The sequence below is a fragment of the Mesorhizobium sp. ISC15 genome (assembly GCF_037162615.1).
GTDB lineage: Bacteria > Pseudomonadota > Alphaproteobacteria > Rhizobiales > Rhizobiaceae > Mesorhizobium > Mesorhizobium mediterraneum.
The window spans coordinates 6614347-6631327 of record NZ_JAVSPX010000001.1; the positions used below are offsets into that span (position 1 = coordinate 6614347).

General features: G+C 58.9%; 13 protein-coding genes and 3 pseudogenes. 6 read left to right on the forward strand and 10 right to left on the reverse strand.

Annotated features, from left to right (window positions below):
• The first annotated feature begins 484 nt into the window (after positions 1-484).
• Positions 485-2590 (forward strand): recombinase family protein, encoded by a 2106-nt coding sequence (locus RPG13_RS31720; RefSeq protein WP_337126853.1) that lies wholly within the window; start codon positions 485-487, stop codon positions 2588-2590.
• Positions 2586-2729 (forward strand): annotated as a pseudogene (locus RPG13_RS31725) (ATP-binding protein); the annotation flags it as partial. The gene RPG13_RS31720 and the pseudogene RPG13_RS31725, both read left to right, overlap by 5 nt.
• A 119-nt stretch (positions 2730-2848) precedes the next feature.
• Here the strand turns inward: RPG13_RS31725 and RPG13_RS31730 are convergent.
• The 4 genes and pseudogenes from RPG13_RS31730 to RPG13_RS31745 all read right to left on the reverse strand — a co-directional run.
• A pseudogene (locus tag RPG13_RS31730) lies at positions 2849-3415 on the reverse strand (transposase); the annotation flags it as partial.
• 180 nt (positions 3416-3595) lie between these two features.
• Positions 3596-4984, reverse strand: coding sequence for a CapA family protein (locus RPG13_RS31735; RefSeq protein WP_337126854.1), 1389 nt, complete (start codon positions 4982-4984; stop codon positions 3596-3598).
• A gap of 150 nt (positions 4985-5134) precedes the next feature.
• Entirely contained in the window at positions 5135-6496 is a 1362-nt protein-coding gene (locus RPG13_RS31740; RefSeq protein WP_337126855.1) for a M20/M25/M40 family metallo-hydrolase, read from the reverse strand.
• Between the two features lie 312 nt (positions 6497-6808).
• Positions 6809-7225: a hypothetical protein gene (locus tag RPG13_RS31745; protein WP_337126856.1), complete on the reverse strand. Its 417-nt coding sequence runs from the start codon at positions 7223-7225 to the stop codon at positions 6809-6811.
• 292 nt (positions 7226-7517) lie between these two features.
• On the opposite strand from RPG13_RS31745, the gene RPG13_RS31750 reads away from it, so the two are divergent.
• Positions 7518-8462, forward strand: a complete 945-nt coding sequence (locus RPG13_RS31750; protein ID WP_337126857.1) for a LysR family transcriptional regulator — start codon at positions 7518-7520, stop codon at positions 8460-8462.
• A gap of 516 nt (positions 8463-8978) precedes the next feature.
• On the opposite strand, the gene RPG13_RS31755 is transcribed toward RPG13_RS31750, so the two are convergent.
• The 3 genes and pseudogenes from RPG13_RS31755 to RPG13_RS31765 form a co-directional block, all read right to left on the reverse strand.
• Positions 8979-9254: a hypothetical protein gene (locus RPG13_RS31755; RefSeq protein WP_442921403.1), complete on the reverse strand. Its 276-nt coding sequence runs from the start codon at positions 9252-9254 to the stop codon at positions 8979-8981.
• A 7-nt stretch (positions 9255-9261) separates the two neighbouring features.
• Positions 9262-9682: pseudogene (locus RPG13_RS31760) on the reverse strand (IS110 family transposase); the annotation flags it as partial.
• A 476-nt stretch (positions 9683-10158) separates the two neighbouring features.
• On the reverse strand, positions 10159-10455 hold the full coding sequence (locus RPG13_RS31765; protein WP_337126858.1) for a hypothetical protein: 297 nt from the start codon (positions 10453-10455) through the stop codon (positions 10159-10161).
• 600 nt (positions 10456-11055) lie between these two features.
• Here RPG13_RS31765 and RPG13_RS31770 point away from each other — a divergent pair.
• Positions 11056-11469 carry a hypothetical protein gene (locus RPG13_RS31770; protein WP_337126859.1) on the forward strand — a complete coding sequence of 138 codons (414 nt, stop codon included), beginning with the start codon at positions 11056-11058 and terminating at the stop codon, positions 11467-11469.
• A 47-nt stretch (positions 11470-11516) separates the two neighbouring features.
• Here the strand turns inward: RPG13_RS31770 and RPG13_RS31775 are convergent, their stop codons facing one another.
• Genes RPG13_RS31775 through RPG13_RS31785 form a run of 3 tightly spaced genes read right to left on the reverse strand, consistent with a single transcriptional unit; the run spans position 11517 to position 14669 of the window.
• A complete protein-coding gene (locus RPG13_RS31775; protein ID WP_287307411.1) occupies positions 11517-12512 on the reverse strand; it encodes a tyrosine-type recombinase/integrase in 996 nt (331 codons plus the stop codon).
• Entirely contained in the window at positions 12502-13446 is a 945-nt protein-coding gene (locus tag RPG13_RS31780) for a tyrosine-type recombinase/integrase (RefSeq protein WP_287307412.1), read from the reverse strand. The genes RPG13_RS31775 and RPG13_RS31780 overlap by 11 nt, the downstream gene beginning before the upstream one ends.
• Positions 13443-14669, reverse strand: coding sequence for a tyrosine-type recombinase/integrase (locus RPG13_RS31785; RefSeq protein ID WP_337126860.1), 1227 nt, complete (start codon positions 14667-14669; stop codon positions 13443-13445). Before RPG13_RS31785 ends, RPG13_RS31780 begins: the two co-directional genes overlap by 4 nt.
• A 149-nt stretch (positions 14670-14818) precedes the next feature.
• On the opposite strand from RPG13_RS31785, the gene istA reads away from it, so the two are divergent.
• Both istA and istB read left to right on the forward strand, forming a co-directional pair.
• The gene (gene istA / locus RPG13_RS31790; protein WP_337127091.1) at positions 14819-16006 is read left to right on the forward strand and encodes an IS21 family transposase; all 1188 of its coding nucleotides are present in this window, start codon (positions 14819-14821) and stop codon (positions 16004-16006) included.
• A gap of 12 nt (positions 16007-16018) precedes the next feature.
• Positions 16019-16774 carry an IS21-like element helper ATPase IstB gene (gene istB / locus RPG13_RS31795; RefSeq protein ID WP_337126861.1) on the forward strand — a complete coding sequence of 252 codons (756 nt, stop codon included), beginning with the start codon at positions 16019-16021 and terminating at the stop codon, positions 16772-16774.
• Positions 16775-16981 lie beyond the last annotated feature (207 nt).

The following is a 16981-nucleotide window of genomic DNA, read 5'->3' on the forward strand; positions in this document are numbered from 1 at the left end:
TTGATTGGCTGGTGTCTCACATCACGGTGGTTGACCCTCGACACGCGCTCTGTGGACAGCGGTTTGAGGTGGCATCACTTCGGTCGGGGCGCGGACCTGCCTTTGTTGTCATCCGCCTGCCGGATGGGCGGTTACGCAATATCCGCCGATCAGCTACGGATTTGTCGCGCGCTATCGATGATGATGATGAACATCGTGGCGCGACTGAAAAGTTAATATCCGTTCGGACTTTGCTTCCTTTAGTGTATTATGCGCGAATCACCTTTAGTAACTCAATAGAGAGTTGCGATGGTTGCTCATGCTTTGGCGCATCGGATTGCCGTGTCTCTACCGGAGACCAGTGTTCCACTAGTACGGATCAAGCCAGATACGCCCAGCCTTTGGAACAATCTCCCACCAGTATCTCAGCACCAAGTCGCGCAGATGCTCGCGACTCTGATCCGCCGGATGCCGCCGAACGCGCCAGCGGCGAGGGAGGGGTTTGATGTTGGCTGTTCCGAGCAGTCCTGACGAGCGGCTCACGGCCGTCCGGCGTTCAAAGTTCGCTTACGTGTATGTGCGCCAATCCTCGATAAACCAAGTGCGCCACCATCAGGAAAGCACCGAACTTCAGTACAGCTTGGTGGACCGCGCCGTCAGATTGGGCTGGCCGCCGGATCGTGTCGTCGTCATCGATCAGGATCTTGGAAAGTCGGGAAACGGCCAAGTCGAGCGCGGCGGCTTCCAACGGCTCATCGCCGAGATCGGGCTCGGCAACGCGGGTCTGGTGGTCAGCCTCGATGCATCTCGATTGGCGCGCAACAACCGGGACTGGCATCAACTCCTCGAGTTGTGTTCATTGTTCGGCGTTGTCATCGCCGATGGTGAACGTCTCTACGATCCCTGCGCTTATCACGACCGGCTGCTGTTAGGGCTCTCGGGGATCATGAGCGAAGCGGAGTTGCACCAGATCCGCATCCGCCTGCATCAAGGGGAGCGGCAGAAGGCGGCGCGGGGCGAGCTTCGCATACCGCTGCCAGGTGGCTTGGCCTACAACCGCTCCGGCCAGATCGTGTTTAACCCTGATGAAGAGGTGCAGGCTCGGCTGCGTCTGATCTTCGACAAATTTAGAGAGCTTCAGACCGCGCGACGCGTTATGCGTTACCTGCGCACGCATGACCTACCCGTACCTGTGCGGCCGCTTCGCGGGCCGGCGCCCCATGAATTGGTGTGGCGAGACGCCACTATCGCCCATGTCCACCATATTTTGCACAACCCGGCCTATGCCGGCGCATATGTCTACGGCCGGCGCCGAATAAATGCGGTCCGCCAAGGTCCAGGTTCGCACCGCGCAACCTCGAAGGTGGCCATTGACGACTGGGAGGTTTGCATCAAAGACGCACACCCTGGTTATATTAACTGGGAGGAGTTCATGGCCAATCAGAGACGCCTCGCCGACAACACCAATCGATACGAGGCCGGCCACCGCGGCGCGCCACGCAAGGGCATTGCTTTGCTGCAGGGCTTGGCGGTTTGCGGCCAATGCGGGCGGCGGATGACCGTGCGCTACAGCGGCCCCGACAGTGCATGCCCCGTTTACTGCTGCCTGGCGGACCGCAACCAGACCGGCAGCTCTCTCTGTCAGGAGGTTCGGGCGCCCGCAGTAGATGAGTTGGTCGCCCAAACCCTCCTGAAGGCGTTGGAACCTGACCAAATCGCCATCGCCATCGCTGCGCTCGACGAGATTGCGGAGGAAACGCGGAGCCTCGAGAAACAATGGACGCTACGGCGGGAACGTGCGCGGTATGACGCCGAGCGGGCTCGACGACAATACGACACCGTGGAACCGGAAAATCGTCTCGTCGCCAGAACCCTGGAAAAGGCATGGGAAGACAAGCTGCGCTTGGTCGATGAGATCGAGCAGGAATATCGTCGGTGGAGAGACCGAGAGCCCTTGGTGTTACAGACACAGGATCACGCGGCGCTTCAGCAACTCGCCGAGAATTTGCCGGCTATCTGGCACTCAGAAACCACCCAACCAGAAGACCGCAAACGTATGTTGCGCTTCATCGTGCAGGAGGTCGTTCTCGACCAGAAGAAGATACGCGGCCAGGTCGCCATCAGGATTCTTTGGCAGACCGGCGCAACCAGCGAACATCAAATCCAACGCCGAGTTCAATCTTACGATCGAGACTATGGCGAACTCGAGCTTGTGCGTGAGCGGATCACGCAACTCAATGCTGCGGGCGATATGGACAGGCAAATCGCCAAAATATTGAATGACGAGGGTGTCCGCTCGGCGCGAGGCAAGCTGTTCAGCTATGAGAACATCTGGCTCTTACGCCACCGTTGGGGAATCCCCACAGCCAAGATCAACGGCGTCGCAGCCAATCCGCCGCGCTGGCCTGATGGAACCTACTCTGTACAGGGCGCAGCCGCTGCAATCGGCGTGACGGCTCAAACCATCTTCGATTACCTCGCCCAGGGACTTATCAACGGTCGGCAAAGCACGAAAGGCCAGCCTTGGCAGATTAGCCTTTCCAGCGACCAGATCGATCAACTGCAACGCCGCCTGCAGCGGACCAGGCGATCAAGGAAAGGTGCATCATGAAGCATTCGCGGATCCCACCCTCGGTGACGCGATTCTGGATCGCCTCGTTCACAACGCTCACCGCCTTCAACTCACCGGAGAAAGCATGCGAAAACACAATGCCCGCGCCCGCCCTCTTGACGGCGCCTCAAACACCTGAATCAATGAACACGTCGGTCGAAACGGCCGCTCATGATCGCGCGAAATACCTGCTCACGATCAAATGAAACGAGCGCTCACCATCGCCTGAAACGGCTGCTCACAATCAGCGAAATGCGCAAGGCCGAGCTCGTCGTGCGCCCGCTCGATCATGGTCTTGGCGGCCGTCACCTCGGCTTGGCGCACCGCGGTCGAGGGCTCCACATCGACGATGACGGCGTGCTCCACGTCGATCAGATAGTTGGTGCAATAGGCGTAGACGGCCGGGCCGCCCCAAGAGGCGGTCCAGCGTGCTGCAGGATCGACAGGCGATACGAACTTTGGCTCTACCGGCGTGGCGGCCCCGAAGGCGGCGTCATCCAGAGTGGCGAGATACTCAGCCACGGCCCGCTTGGCTTTGGGATTGAGGTCCTCGGCCGTTTCAATCCCGCGCTGACGATGGGCGTCGGCGACGATCATGCTGGCATCGACCGCAAAGCCTTCGCCGCCGACGAGCCCTTCCGCTATGCAGCGCCGCACGACGGTCTCGAACAGTTCGCGCAGCAGGTCGGCATCGCGGAAGCGGCCGTGGCGGGTCTTGGAGAAGGTCGAATGGTCAGGCACATCACCCTCGAGGCTAAGCCGGCAGAACCACCGGTAGGCCAGGTTCAGATGTACCTCCTCGCACGGCCGGCGCTCCCCGGTAAGTGGTTCAGGATCAATTTCTTGATCCGAACCGTTCTTGGCCGCACGCCCAAGCCGCCGCTATGGGCACCTCCGTTGCGCAACGGAGGTGGTGAAGCGCGATGTGCCATTTGGATACGGTGCCTGCCGCTTTCTCAACCCGTTGATCGCGAACGTGAGGCAATTACTCCGAGCCGAACGAGATTACCGTGGCGAGATAGGCTGCAATCTGATCACTCCAACGCCGTTGTCGATGGTGATTTCGGTCCCAAATGGCTTCGAGATCTTTTGTAGCCGCTCTAGAATGGCACTTGCTTGTGGCGGTGAAGCGAGCCGCGGCAATCCCCGGTTGGCAAACCTCTTCGAGAAACCGAGCTCGATTGGATAGAGCCGCAGTTCCGCAAGCTGGTTCTCCTCATATCGGCTAACCGTCACGATGCTCTCATAGATGACCGGATCGTTAAATCCTTTTGCCTCTTCCGCGACCGTCACTTCGGCATCCGTGTCGATCCGTGGGTCCTTACCGTAAGCGGCAAACATGTCAGCCCCCACGGGGGTTCGGAGGTCGTCATAGATGAAATTCCCCAAGCTATAAAAGATCGGCCTGCCCTTGTAGATCTCGATGCCTCGCACCTGGTGCGGTCCATGCCCGACATATGCGTCGGCTCCGGCATCAATTAGCTGATGCGCAAACGATTGTTCGTAGTTAGGCGGCTCCTGGCTCCAGTTCCCGGGCTGGTGACAGTGGCTAGTTACGATGCAGAAGTCGGAGAACTGCTTGCCCCGGCGAATGTTTCGTAGAATGTCGGTGACATCGCGCGGGTTGGGCTCGTAGCTGTAACCGGGCTTGTCGCCCGTTTCATATGTCACTCCTCCTTGGTAGGGATCTGGAGTGAATACGACCCGTTTTGGATCTTTGCGGGCCGGATCTGGAGTAGGCAAAGTATCGCGTAGCCGCTTCAAGCTCTCGAGCATCGCCGGCGGGACCAAGATACTAACCGCTAGACGAAGGGCGTTGACTCCTGGTCTGCCTGGCGCTTCTCCAGCGGGATCGCACGCACGAGACATAGGTGTGTACCTTGCAGCAAATGACACCAACGCCACGCGACCGCGTGCGGTCTCCAGAAAGCGGGCAGCGCCGGCTTGCGCGAGATTCTCGCCCGCACCTGCATGAACGATACCGTTCTGATCAAGCAGCTGGCCCGTCTCACGCATGCCTTCAACGCCCCAATCCAGCGTATGGTTATTCGCACGACTGACAATGTTGAATCCCATCGCCTTCAAATCTGGTCCGATCTCCGGTGGGCTGACAAGATATGCACCGCCGTACTCAGCCTGCGGACTTCCCTTGAACGATCGGATATCGAAGATGTTGGTTTCCAAGTTGCCAAACGTGACATCGGCGCCATGGAGGATCTTGACGATGTCGCTGAAGCCAGGATGCTGGCCTTTGGTCAGCGACCGCGACACAATGACGTCGCCGACTGCAACCATCGTGAAGCCGTCCGCAACGTTCGTCGCAATCGAACCGACTGTATCATAGCTACCCTGCTGGACTGAGTCATAATCGGCTACGCGTGAATTACTTTCCATAGCATTCTCCATATGCTGACAGTGTTGTTATTAGGTAGAGCGAGCCACTAGACAGTTAATCTTAACTGTCCGACAAACTCATCATCACAGGCTGGACTGCATGCTTATCTTTGAGACGGGCAGGCTGTATTGATCCAGATCTCACTAAAGTCACATCGAATCAAGCTCATGCAGCAATGCAGCACCAGTACGAATTCCGCTATAGAAACAGCTGAGCTCCAAATTTTCGTTTGGTGCGTGGTTTGCTTCGTCGTGGTTTGCATAGGGCGTAACGAAGGCGGGAATTCCAAGAATTTTGGTGAAAACATAGCCCGGCAGGCTGCCGAAGCCGGCTGGAATAAGCAAAGGCTCTTCGCCCTGCGCAGCGACAAATGCCCGACGCAGCAGCGCGGTAAAAGGCGAGGCAATGGATGTTTTCGAAGGGTACATGTCCCCTAATGGTATAAGCTGCACATCGGGCGCGTACTTTTCTACATGGGCAGCAATCTTGGCAAAGACGTCCTTGGGATCCTGCTCTTCCACGAGTCGGATGTCGCACTTCACAGCAGCTTCGCTGGGCAGAACGGTCTTGCCTCCGGGGCCGCCATAGCCCCCATGGAAGCCATTGATCGTCAATGTCGGCTGGAAGCAGAGACGGTCGTAGAAAGGCCTTTCCTCCGGCGCGTCCAGCCGGGAAATATCGAGCTTTCGCTTCAACGCCTCGATATCGATCGGTAGGCGCTCGACCGCGATCAAATCTTCCTGGGAAGGCGGCTTGATGTCGTGGTGGAAACCGTCAATGGTGATTTCACCGTCAGCATTCTTCATGGTGCCGAGCAGATGCACTAGCGTCCAGATTGGATTGGGCACTACGCCGCCGTAGTTGCCCGAATGCAGATCGCTGTTAGCGTGGCGGCAGCGCAGTTCAAAGGACACCTCACCTCGCGAACCAAATTTGATCAAGGGCGCACCGCTGGCATGGCGCGGGCCATCGGCGGTAACCGCGAGATCCGCTTTCAGCATGTCTTTGTTGGCCCGCACGAAGTCGGCAATGTGCGGGCTGCCAATCTCCTCTTCGCCTTCGAGCAGCAGAATGACGTTGCAGGGCAACGCGCCATGCACCGTGAGGTGGGATTCAATTGCCAGGATCTGCGCAAAATGCTGGCCTTTATTGTCGCCCACACCGCGGGCGTAAAGGCGCCCGTCACGGATGGTCGGCTCGAAGGGCGGTGAAAGCCATTTGTCGATCGGGTCAGCCGGCTGCACGTCGTAATGACCGTAAAGCAGCACGGTCGGCTTGCCCGGAGCCTTTTCCCAGCGTGCGACCACCATCGGGTGCCCCGCTGTCGGTCTCAGACTAGTCTCGAGACCAATATCCGTCAGCACTTCCACCAGGAGAGCGGCAACTTCGGCGATGCCGACATTCTCGGCGCTGATGCTTGGATGCCGAAGGTAATCGATCAGACGGTCGAGGAAGGGGGTGCGGTTCGCCTCGATGTGCTCGAAGACAGCGTTTAACGAATTAGAGGACATACTGTACCTGTAAGAAAATGAGAGTCAAAGGATGGAGGGCGTATTGGTGGCATGCCACTGTTGTGCGGGAGTGCCACTTGTCATTCAGATGGCGCGCACTCAGTCGCACGGGTGCAAACGGCCAGTGCATCCGCTGCCGCAGCTGCGGCCCGGACGGAAAGCAGCGGCCGATGCCGGACGTACATACCTTCCCGCAGCGCCGGGCGTTCGATCTTGCAACGAGCAAAGGCGTGTCGGCGTAGAGACCGATACCGTCTCGCATCGGTATGCGGATGTCCGTCTCGAGATCAACCTCGTATCGGGCCTGCGGCACTACTTCGCGCTCCTCTGCCTGCGCGACTCGCAGGTGTGCCGACAGCCGCGCTCACCGATACGGCGAAAGCCACGATGATGGTAATCAAGCGGCGCGCTGGCTTCCTTACCGACAACTTTTCTCAGGTCGCCCGCGGCGGATGCCGCGCCGTCAGAGAGCAAATGCGTGTGCGAATCATAGAATCCAGGCAGAACGAGTTTGGCGCCTTTCAGGAAAGGCGCGACATCCTCGGCAGTACCCACGGCCGCAATGCGCCCGTCGACTAGTGCGATCGTTTCGGTCTCCGGCTCCGCCTCATCTATGGTGAGGATGCGTGCGCCGCGCAAGACTATCGTCTGGCTATCGGCGAAAACAGATCCGGACACGACAGCAAACATGGCCAACGTTACGCCGGTCTTGAGCAGCGTTTCCCTCACCCGCGCCCTCGCCGGCGAGCGAGAAAATTGGGTTCCGTTGGGCCATGCTCAATCTATCCCTCCCTTAAATGGCTTTCCTCAAAGCCGAAACACCCACCCGGTATTTGACGTCGCGGATACGCTGGCCGTCTGGAAAACACCGCCTCTCGGAGCCTCTACTTACCCCCGGCAATACGCCGAAATACGTCCTCGGGTAGGTGTTCGCCAAATAGCTATTCAGGGATAAAGCACTTGAACGCTAGGTCGCAAACCAATATTCCTCCCGGTCAGCATCAATCAGATTAAGTCTAAAATGTCCCGGATTCTTCCCCCATTACCGGCACTTCGGGCCTTCGAAGCGGCTGCGCGGCATCTCAGCTTCGCCAGAGCAGGAGGCGAATTGAGGGTAACTCCAGGCGCGATTAGTCACCAGATTAAACAACTGGAGGAGTGGGTGGGCGGCCCTCTGTTCAAACGAGAAGCCAATAGAGTTGTTCTTACGGAAACAGGTCGAATACTCTCCAATCGAGTCAATGCCATTTTTGGTCATATCATCTCTGCGGGCGCTGCCGCCCGTTCGGCGGAGGGTAAAAACGGTGTTCATATTAGGTGTCAGCATTCGATCGCCGCTAAATGGCTTGCCCCTAGAATAGGACGCTTCCTTGATAGTAATAGCGATATTGCGGTTACTGTGCAGGCTGGGCCCCAGCGTTGGACTGCCGCCGAGAAAGTGCCTGACCTTTCTATTTATAATAGCCGGGGCTCGGTTCCCGGATATCGAGAGGCTTTATTGCTTTCCGGCCACCTGGTAGCAGTCGCTGCCGCCCCACTCGTTTCGAAATTACCGCCCATGGTAACACCTGCCGACCTGTTGAGCGGCCCATTAATCGAAGTGAGTTTCAACGAACCAGGTTGGCATGACCAAGGCTGGGAGTCCTGGTTTGCTGCAGCCGGTTTGGGCCATGTCGTGCCCTCCAAATCCCTCTCATTCAGTTTGATGCATCTGGCGATCGAAGCCTGCGTTACTGGAGCTGGCTTCGCTTTGGTTCCTGATTTTCTGGTAGAGCGTGAGCTTGTGTGCGGAGATTTGGTTGATGTCTGCGGCTTTAAGCTGCCTAATACCCAACCCTTCTATCTCATTGAGCCCGATCCTAAGCCTGGTCGCTATGAGATTGAGTTGCTAAAGAATTGGATTTTAGAGGAAGCCAAAGCGTTTAGAGATCACTCCCCGTCAAACCGGCAGCTGAAAAGTGGGTAGCTTTATCTATCTTGGGCCGTGGCTGGGATGTCACGGATTCGTCGTCTAGCTTCGGATCGCGGGGCGAGGACATTCCAAAGGATAAATCGGTCTAGTCGCGACCGCTTCAGTTCGATAAACCTCAACGTGGCACCATGGATTTCAGTCTTTGATCGCTCCTGATCCTTGGCAGTCGTAGAGAACATCAGGGTACGCCGAACAGCGATTCCCAAATATTCCTTTCTCATATCGAGACTAGTGCCTCTGCGCAGGGGATTTGACGGGTTTGATGGGTTTTAACTTGGGTAGGCTGTCGGGATATCGACGAGCAGTTCGATGCTGCGCGCGAGGCCGGTCGCCTGAGGATCAATCCAGCGCGCGCCGAAGAAGCGCTGCATGTCGCGTTCGGCCGGGGAGCTACCGTTGAGCAGGCCGGAGGTCCAAATAAAGGCGAGGTACTGGCCCTGTTTTTCGGTGAAGCTGGGATGGGCTGAGGGTTCGAGGTGAGAGCCCTGCCGCAGCCTCTACAGGCGCTCCTCATTTGCGGCGCCCGTGCGCACCCCTCTTCGGACCTCGTGGGCTCCAGCCGGCGACAAAGCGGGCATAGGCGGTTTCGGCCTGCTCCACCCAGCGGCGCTCTTCTTCCCGGTGGCTATTGATATTGTAGGCATGCGCTGGTCCTTTTTGTCCGAGCGCCGGCCGATGACCTGCCTTGAGCTCGACGTCGCGCAGCTTCTTGGCGTGCAGGGACGGCCTTGCCCACGCGTAGCTCTCCCCCTTCATCAGCAGATGCCAGATCACGACGGCGAGCATGCCGCGGGCGCAACAAGCCACGGATGTCGTTCTCGATGGCGAGGGCCTTTTCCTGAAGCAACTTGCGGGTCGTCAGCAGCGCTCGGCTCTTCTGGCTCGTCAGCGTCTTGACATGCACCGGCCGGAACAGATTAACCCGCATCATATCTGGGCGATGCCGCGGGCATCGTTGCGGTCGGTCTTGTTGATCTGCGCCTTGAGAAACGTCTTTGTGTGACGGGTTTCGATGCAGTATCCGGCCGTCGTTAGGTCACTGAACAACCATTGTGACAAGGGGCCGGCCTCAAGCCCGATCCGGGTCAGGTTCCACGCGGGGTTCTTCAATGCCTCAGCAAGATCGTCCGGATGACTTGCAACCTTCGTCTCTCGTCCCCGTTGTCCACGATGCAAACGGTAGTCTCTTTTAGGAAGAGTAGAGTAGGCGGCAAGCGCCGCGCCGCCGTTCAGCGGCCGGTTTCTTCCCGCCTCTCCCGAACCGAGCATGCGCCTTTCGTTACGCACTCGGCTCTCCAGAAGACATGGCAAAGTCAGGCATCGCCATCCATGCGAGACGGAATCTGCAGACGGGGGTGGGTCCAGGCGAGCATATGTTGCTCGACCAATCTTTGCGCCAAAGCCGTCTCGTTGGCCGCCGACTACTGGGCTGGCATGACGCCAAGATGTCACGCGACCCCGCCTTGGGGCGTCTCCTATGCAGCCACCGCGCTATCCTCATGCCGACGTACCAGTCGAGACTGGTGAACATCCGACCAGCATAAGCGCAGCGGCGCGGTATCAGTTCGAAAGGTGAAGGCGCGTACGGAAACGAGTTCTGCCCCGTGCAACTTGACCTCCAAGCTTCAGGAGCTCAATCCCATCCTGCGTGGGTGGGCGGCGCAGGTTGGCAGCATTTGCTTTGGGAATCTCAATGCGCGGGCCATAGGCGTAGCGCTTGTCCCAATGCATGATGAAGCGGAATCCGAGGAACTCCGCTTGTCATGACCGTGACCTTCGTCTTTTCCGGCGACAACTCAAGGCCTTTGGTCCGGCGCAAGTAGTCCGCCAGCGCGGTCTTCTCCGCGAGGGCATCCTCCTGCGTACCGGACACCAGCACCACAAAATCGTCGGCGTAGCGCACGGGCAGGAACACACAGCGACCAGCCATGCGATCCCAGTAGCGCTCTGCCTGCCGCGGTCCTCCCGTCACATTGACGGTTGGCATGAGCCTTAGTGCGCTGATACGCCCACCGTGCGTACCGTTCTTCGATCGCGGCGAGCGCGATGTTGGCAAGCAGTGGTGAGATAATCCCGCCCTGAGCGGTTCCGGCCTCTGTGCGAAGGAACTGTGCCTCCGACAGAACACCGGCTTTCAGGAATTGCCCGATCAGCCTCGTACGGCATCCAGTTCCGCCGCGTGTCCTTGTCGCGTTTATGCGGCAAGGCAGCTCGTCGGATATGCTCCAAGGCGCCATGCGTACTTCGTCCGGGTAACCCCATAGGAGACATGCCGTGGGGCGGCATTGCCAGCCCCGGTCGAAAATCAGCAGCTTGAGAGGGGCTATTCCATGTTCACCTCCCGCGCCGCCACGGCGCACCATCCAGTCCGGCATAATGTTTCATGCTGCGCTTCCCTTTCTGATGCTTGTGGCTGTGCGGATTCCGACGTGAAGCCGGCCGCCATTCCGATCAAAGACCGGCCACCGTTCCGATTTGAAGCCGGCCACCATTCCAATCAAAAGCCGGCCAGTTTTCGGCACTGAACATTACCTCCTGGGTCAGCAACTTTGGCATCAATCACCTCGCGATGAACGGGGACATTTTGATGCCGGCAAAGAGAAGGCTGACCATGAGACAATTGAGACAAATGCTGCGGCTTGCCGGAAGCGGGACGAGCTCCCGCGAGATTGCGGTCGTATTGGGGATAGCGCGCAGTACGGTGCAGGATAATTTGCAGCGTGCAGCCGCGGTTGGATTGAGCTGGCCCTTGCCGGGCGAGCTGACCGACGATGCGCTTGAGCACAAGCTCTTCAGTCGCAACGGCGTCAAACAGGGCACGCGGCGACGCACGGAACCGAACTGGGCCGATCTTGCGGTCGAGCTCAAGAAGCCCGGCGTCACCTTGCTCATCCTGTGGGAGGAGTATCGTGGGTCGCATCCCGACGGTTACGGCTATAGTCGTTATGTTGCGGCCAAATTTATGTTGCGTCTCGGGGGGATGAGCCAAGGATCTCGGTGATTTCCTTGGCCCAAGCCACCACATAAGAAGAACGGCGAGGGAGTTCGCTACAGGGCTTTCAGGAATGCCATTAATGACGGCAGAGATCGCTGCCGTGGGGGCTCTTTCAAGCCGCTGATATCAACCTTGGCCAACGCCTTGGCCTTCATTTCCAGATCAACCTCGGCGTAGATGTGCGTGGTGTCCAACGACACATGGCCGAGCCAAGCGCGGATGGTGTTGATATCGACACCGGCACGCAGGAGGTGGACGGCTGTCGTGTGCCGAATCGTATGAGGGCTGACGCGCTTCGTCGCCAGGGTCGGCACGGTTTTGCTCGCCATGGCGGCATATTGCGTCACGACGCGGTGTATTCCGAACCGTGTCAAAGGTTCCTTCATCCGCCCCAGAAAGACTGCATCGCTCCTATCCCGATCGGTCACGAGGCGAGCCAGCGATATCGCCGTCGTTGGCCACAATGGGCAGATCCGGACCTTGTTTCCCTTGCCATGGAGTCGCACTGACGGGGACGTGCACAGCTGAAGATTGCCGACCGTCAACTTTGCTGCCTCATCGGCGCGCGCACCAGTGTTGTAGAGGAATAGCAGCAGGGCATGGTCGCGCACTCCAAGACTCACACGCCTGTCGGGTTGGCCGAGGAGCGCATCCATCTCAGCTTTTTCGAGATAGCCGATCGCGGCCTTTGCCGTCTTCTTGAATGGTATCGCCCTTATCTCGGAACACCAGGCCAGGTTGACGGGCGAACGCATGCCGATGAAGCGTGCCAGTGAATGAATGGTCGCAAGCCGTTGGTTACGGGTTGCTTCGCTGCATCGGCGATCACGTTGCAGATGGTCCAGGAATTTGCGGACGATTGCCGGCGTCAGATCTTCCACCGTCATACGATCGATAGCACGACCTCCCTGCTTGCTTGCAAACGGCAGCAGCAGTGTAAGCGTGTCGCGGTAGCTGGCTTGGGTGTTGCGGGAAAGATTGCGTTCGGCAACCAGGTGCTCCAACAGGAAACGACGGATCCACGGACCAAGGAGGCTCTCATCCTTCATGGTTGGCCCCCATTGCGTATTGCGCAAAGCGCTGGCTGGCTGCATCGAGGAGATCCGGCGTCATGTGCAGATAGCGCTGTGTTGAACGGATATCGATGTGACCAAGGTAGGTTGCGAGTTGCGGGAGCAATCGCTGCACGTCTTGGCCGGAGCGATACCAGGCAATCACCCGGTGCACGGCTGCCGTGTGACGAATATCGTGCAGTCGTGGCGGCCGAAGCTCGCCGACAGGACAACTGATTCCGGCGGCATGGCGGACATGCTGGAACCAGGAAATGACCCGCACGTAGTGCCACGGCCGGCCATCGCGCGTGGTTAACAACGGTGATTCTTGCCCGCGCGACAAAGGGAGAAGGCGCCGGCGTTCGATATGCGCAGCCAGCTCGCAGTTGAGCTTTGGTCCGATCGGCACAAGACGCGTTTTGAAGAACTTCGTGTCGCGGACAGTGATGATCTGCTCGGTCAGATCCACGTCGTGCAGGACCAAGCGAAGCGCCTCGCCGATGCGCATACCGGTACCGTAAAGCAGCAGGAGAAGGGTACGATAAATTGCCGGCACCTGAGGACTGTGCCCAACCTTCAGGATCGAGGTCGCGTCCACCAGTCGACGTAGCTCTTCGGTCGAGTAGACGTACGGGGTCTGTTGCGGCGGCAGCTTCGGGATTGTTGTCGGCAGCGGCGAGAACGTCGCATGGCCGCGGCTGACGGCGAACCGGTAAAAGCCGCTCAGGACTTTGTAGCGCAGCATCCAGGCGGCGCTGAGCGAGCCGCTGCCTTGGAGAAACGCGGCTACCGTCTCTGGGGTAATCTCGCTGATCTCGGGATTGCCCAACACACGGCAGAACCTGCGCAGCAGCACCTCGGCGGACTCGAAACGCATGCCTAATGACCGCTGCTTGGCCAGATAAACGTCGACGACATCGGTCAGCATCATTGCAGCGCTCCCAGGTCGAATGCACCAACCTCGCGAATAGCTGCCAAGTTCACCTTGGCGTAGATACTGGTTGTCGCCGCGCTACGGTGCCCCAGGTGGTCTCCGATCTCTTTTATCGACAGACCTTCGGCAAGAAGCCGGGAGGCGCAGGCATGGCGCAGCGCATGCCCGCCGCGATGGGCCGCTTCGATTCCAAGCGCGACAAATCTGCGGTTCGCGACATCATAGATGCTCCCCGCCTTCAACGGCCGACGGGGCGCTTGCATGCAGAGGAAGACTTCCGGGCACGACGACGATGGCCGTATCGTGTCGATGTAGTGGGCGAGCGCCTCAGCAACAGACGAGACGAGCGGATAAATCTGCGGCTGGCGGCGCTTCAAACGGAAAAGCCGTAGCGTCCGACCGGCCCAGTCGATCTGATCGAGGCGCAATGCCACTACTTCCCCGCTGCGCATTCCATAGACCGCAAGTAGCAGCAGGATTGCACGATCGCGGATGTCCCGCGGCTTGTCGGTCTCGGCATCGGCTAACATGCGCTGCACGTCTGACCAGTCCGGGGCGTACGGCAGAGACTCCTGTCGGTAGAGCCGGGGACGGCAAATCGATCCGGCCAGGCTGTCTGCGCACATTCCCCGCTTTCCTGCGTAGCGCAGAAATCCGCGCAGAGCCGAAGCGGTGTTGGCGACCGACACCCGGGACCATCGTCCCGTCGCCTGGGTAACGAAATAAGCGTCGATGTCCCCGGCCTGAAGATCCCCGAGTTGCCGGTTCGTCTGGTCGCACCAGCGCAGGAACCTACCGATCACACGGGTCCATTGCTCGAGCGTCGATGGTGTGAAGCCGCGCTCATCGCGCATCCATCTCACATACTCATCGAGTTGGCTCTGATACTCGAACCCGGCACTCGGTTCACGCCACCAACCGAGAAATCGAAGCCAAGGTCGTCCGATATCGATCAGTCTTCGCGCCGCGGTGACGGCTCCGTGGGCTTGTTGCCTCTCAATGGCGATCTGTCGGAGGGCCTCGATGTCGATGCCCTCCGAAGCGGCATCCGGGCCGAGACGCGTAGCAATCCACAACAGCTCGCTGCGCTTGGTTCTGAGAGAAAAGGGAGTGGCGCCGCGTTCCGCGCAGTGGCGAAGGTAACGATTCCGCTCTTCGGCAAACGGCGCGTCATCATTGTGGTGGCCCGACGAGTGGCCGGAAAAAGTCGTCTCATCCATAGCAAACCTCCATTGGAAAAGGCTTGCTAGCCAGCCATTAAGTTATGTTGCGTCAAGGACCCAACGACGGCCAGACGCCTGAGAAAGAAAAGGGCTTCCGCAACATAAATTTGGCCGCAACATAACGGCTAAAGTGTTATGCCGAACATATCACCTGCTTCTGCGAACTCTTTCGCAGTTTCGAGCAGCGGCTTTCGCCGACGATGCGCCAGGAGCATGCGGCCGGCGACAAGGTCTTCGTCGATTATTCCGGCAAGAAGATCCCAATTGTCGATCGCAAGACCGGTGAGATCCGCGAGGCGGAGATCTTCGTGGCGGTGCTGGGTGCGTCCAGCTACACCTTTGCCGAGGCCACCTGGACGCAAACGCTCCCCGATTGGATTGGCTCGCATGTCCGGATGTTTCGTTTTTTTCACGGCGTTCCCAGACTCGTCATTCCCGACAATCTGAAGTCTGGCGTCAGCCGCGCCAGTTTCTACGATCCCGAGATCAACCGCAGCTACGGCATGATGGCTTCCCACTATGGCGTCGGCGTTCTTCCGGCACGGCCCAGAAAGCCTCGGGATAAATCGAAAGTGGAGAATGGAGTGCGTTTCGCCCAGTCCTGCATTCTAGGGCGCCTGCGCAACCAGACCTTCTTCTCGCTTGCTGAAGCCAATGCCGCCATTGCCCAGGCGCTCGATCGCATCAACGACCACGTCATGCGCCGGCTGGGCGTCAGTCGCCGGCAGCTCTTCGAGACCGTCGAGCGCCCGGCTTTGGCCAGTCTTCCACTGGAGGATTACGAGTTTGCCGAATGGCGTTTGGCCCGCGTCTCGACGGATTATCATGTCGAGTTCAAGACCTTCTTTTATTCCGTGCCCCACAGCCTCATTCGTCAGCAGGTCGATCTGAGAGCAACGGCGCGCACCATCGAGATCTTCCACCGCGGCAAGCGCGTCGCGGTGCATCAGCGCCGCTATGGAGGTCCTCGCCATGGAACCGATCCGGATCACATGCCCAGTTCCCACCGGCGCTATGCCGAATGGACGCCGGAGCGCTTTCGGCGTTGGGCCACGTCGATCGGGCCACAGACCGAAGGTCTGGTCATCGCAATTCTCGCCAGCCGTCCGCATCCCGAGCAGGGCTTTCGAACATGTCTGGGCATCCTGCGTCTGTTTCGCGACATCGATCGCAATCGGGCCGAAGCCGTGTCAGCCCGCGCTGTCGAGATCGGTGGCCTGAACTGCAAGAGCATTGCTTCGCTCATCGCCAACCACAAAGCCGCACGCCATTCCACCGAACCAACCGCCATCGTCGATCACGCCAATCTGCGTGGCCCTGATTACTTTCATTGAGGAGATCCACCCATGCTGATCAATCCCACCATCGACATGCTGCGAGAGCTCGGCCTTTACGGCATGGCAACCGCTTTCCAGGAACTCGACGCACAGTCCGAAGTGCGCGGCCTCGAGCACGGCGAATGGCTTGCCATGCTGCTCGAACGCGAGGCGACCATGCGCCGCCAGAAGCGTTTCGAGGCTCGCGCCAGGGCTGCCAAGCTTCGCCATGACGCGCAGATCGAGAATGCCGACTTCCGCGCCGCACGCGGCCTCGACCGCAATATGTTCATGGCGCTTGTCGGCTGCGACTGGATCAGAAAGCATCACGGTCTTCTTGTCACCGGACCAGCCGGCGTCGGCAAAAGCTGGCTTGCCTGCGCTCTTGGCCACCAGGCCTGCCGCGAAGACTTCTCAGTCGCCTACCACCGGGTTCCCAGGCTGTTCGCCGCCCTCGCGCTTGCAAGAGGCGACGGGCGATACGGCAGGATCCTCAAATCTCTTGCCAGGACCGACCTGCTGATCCTCGATGACTGGGGACCGGAAAAACTCAATGATGACCAACGCCGCGATCTCCTGGAGATCATTGAGGATCGCTACGAACGACGCTCAACCATCGTCACAAGTCAGGTACCCGTGGATCGCTGGTGGGAGATTATTGCAAACCCAACTTTGGCCGACGCTATCCTGGATCGCCTCGTTCACAACGCCTATCGCATCGATCTCACCGGTGAAAGCATGCGAAAACAGCGCCCGCCGATCGCACCCGAAAACACCGAAGCTTGACCTGAAACAAAACCCAACCCAAACATCAACCAGACCCAGGATCAGTCCGAAAAATGGCCGCCTTCAAATCGGAATGGCGGCCGGAATGAAATCGGAATGACTGGCCGGCTTCAAATCGGAATCGATGGCCGGCTTCATCGGAACACGCATGGCTGTCCACACAGACCACGTTTCATCCTCAGCTCGAAGCGCAGCACCTCAACCCAT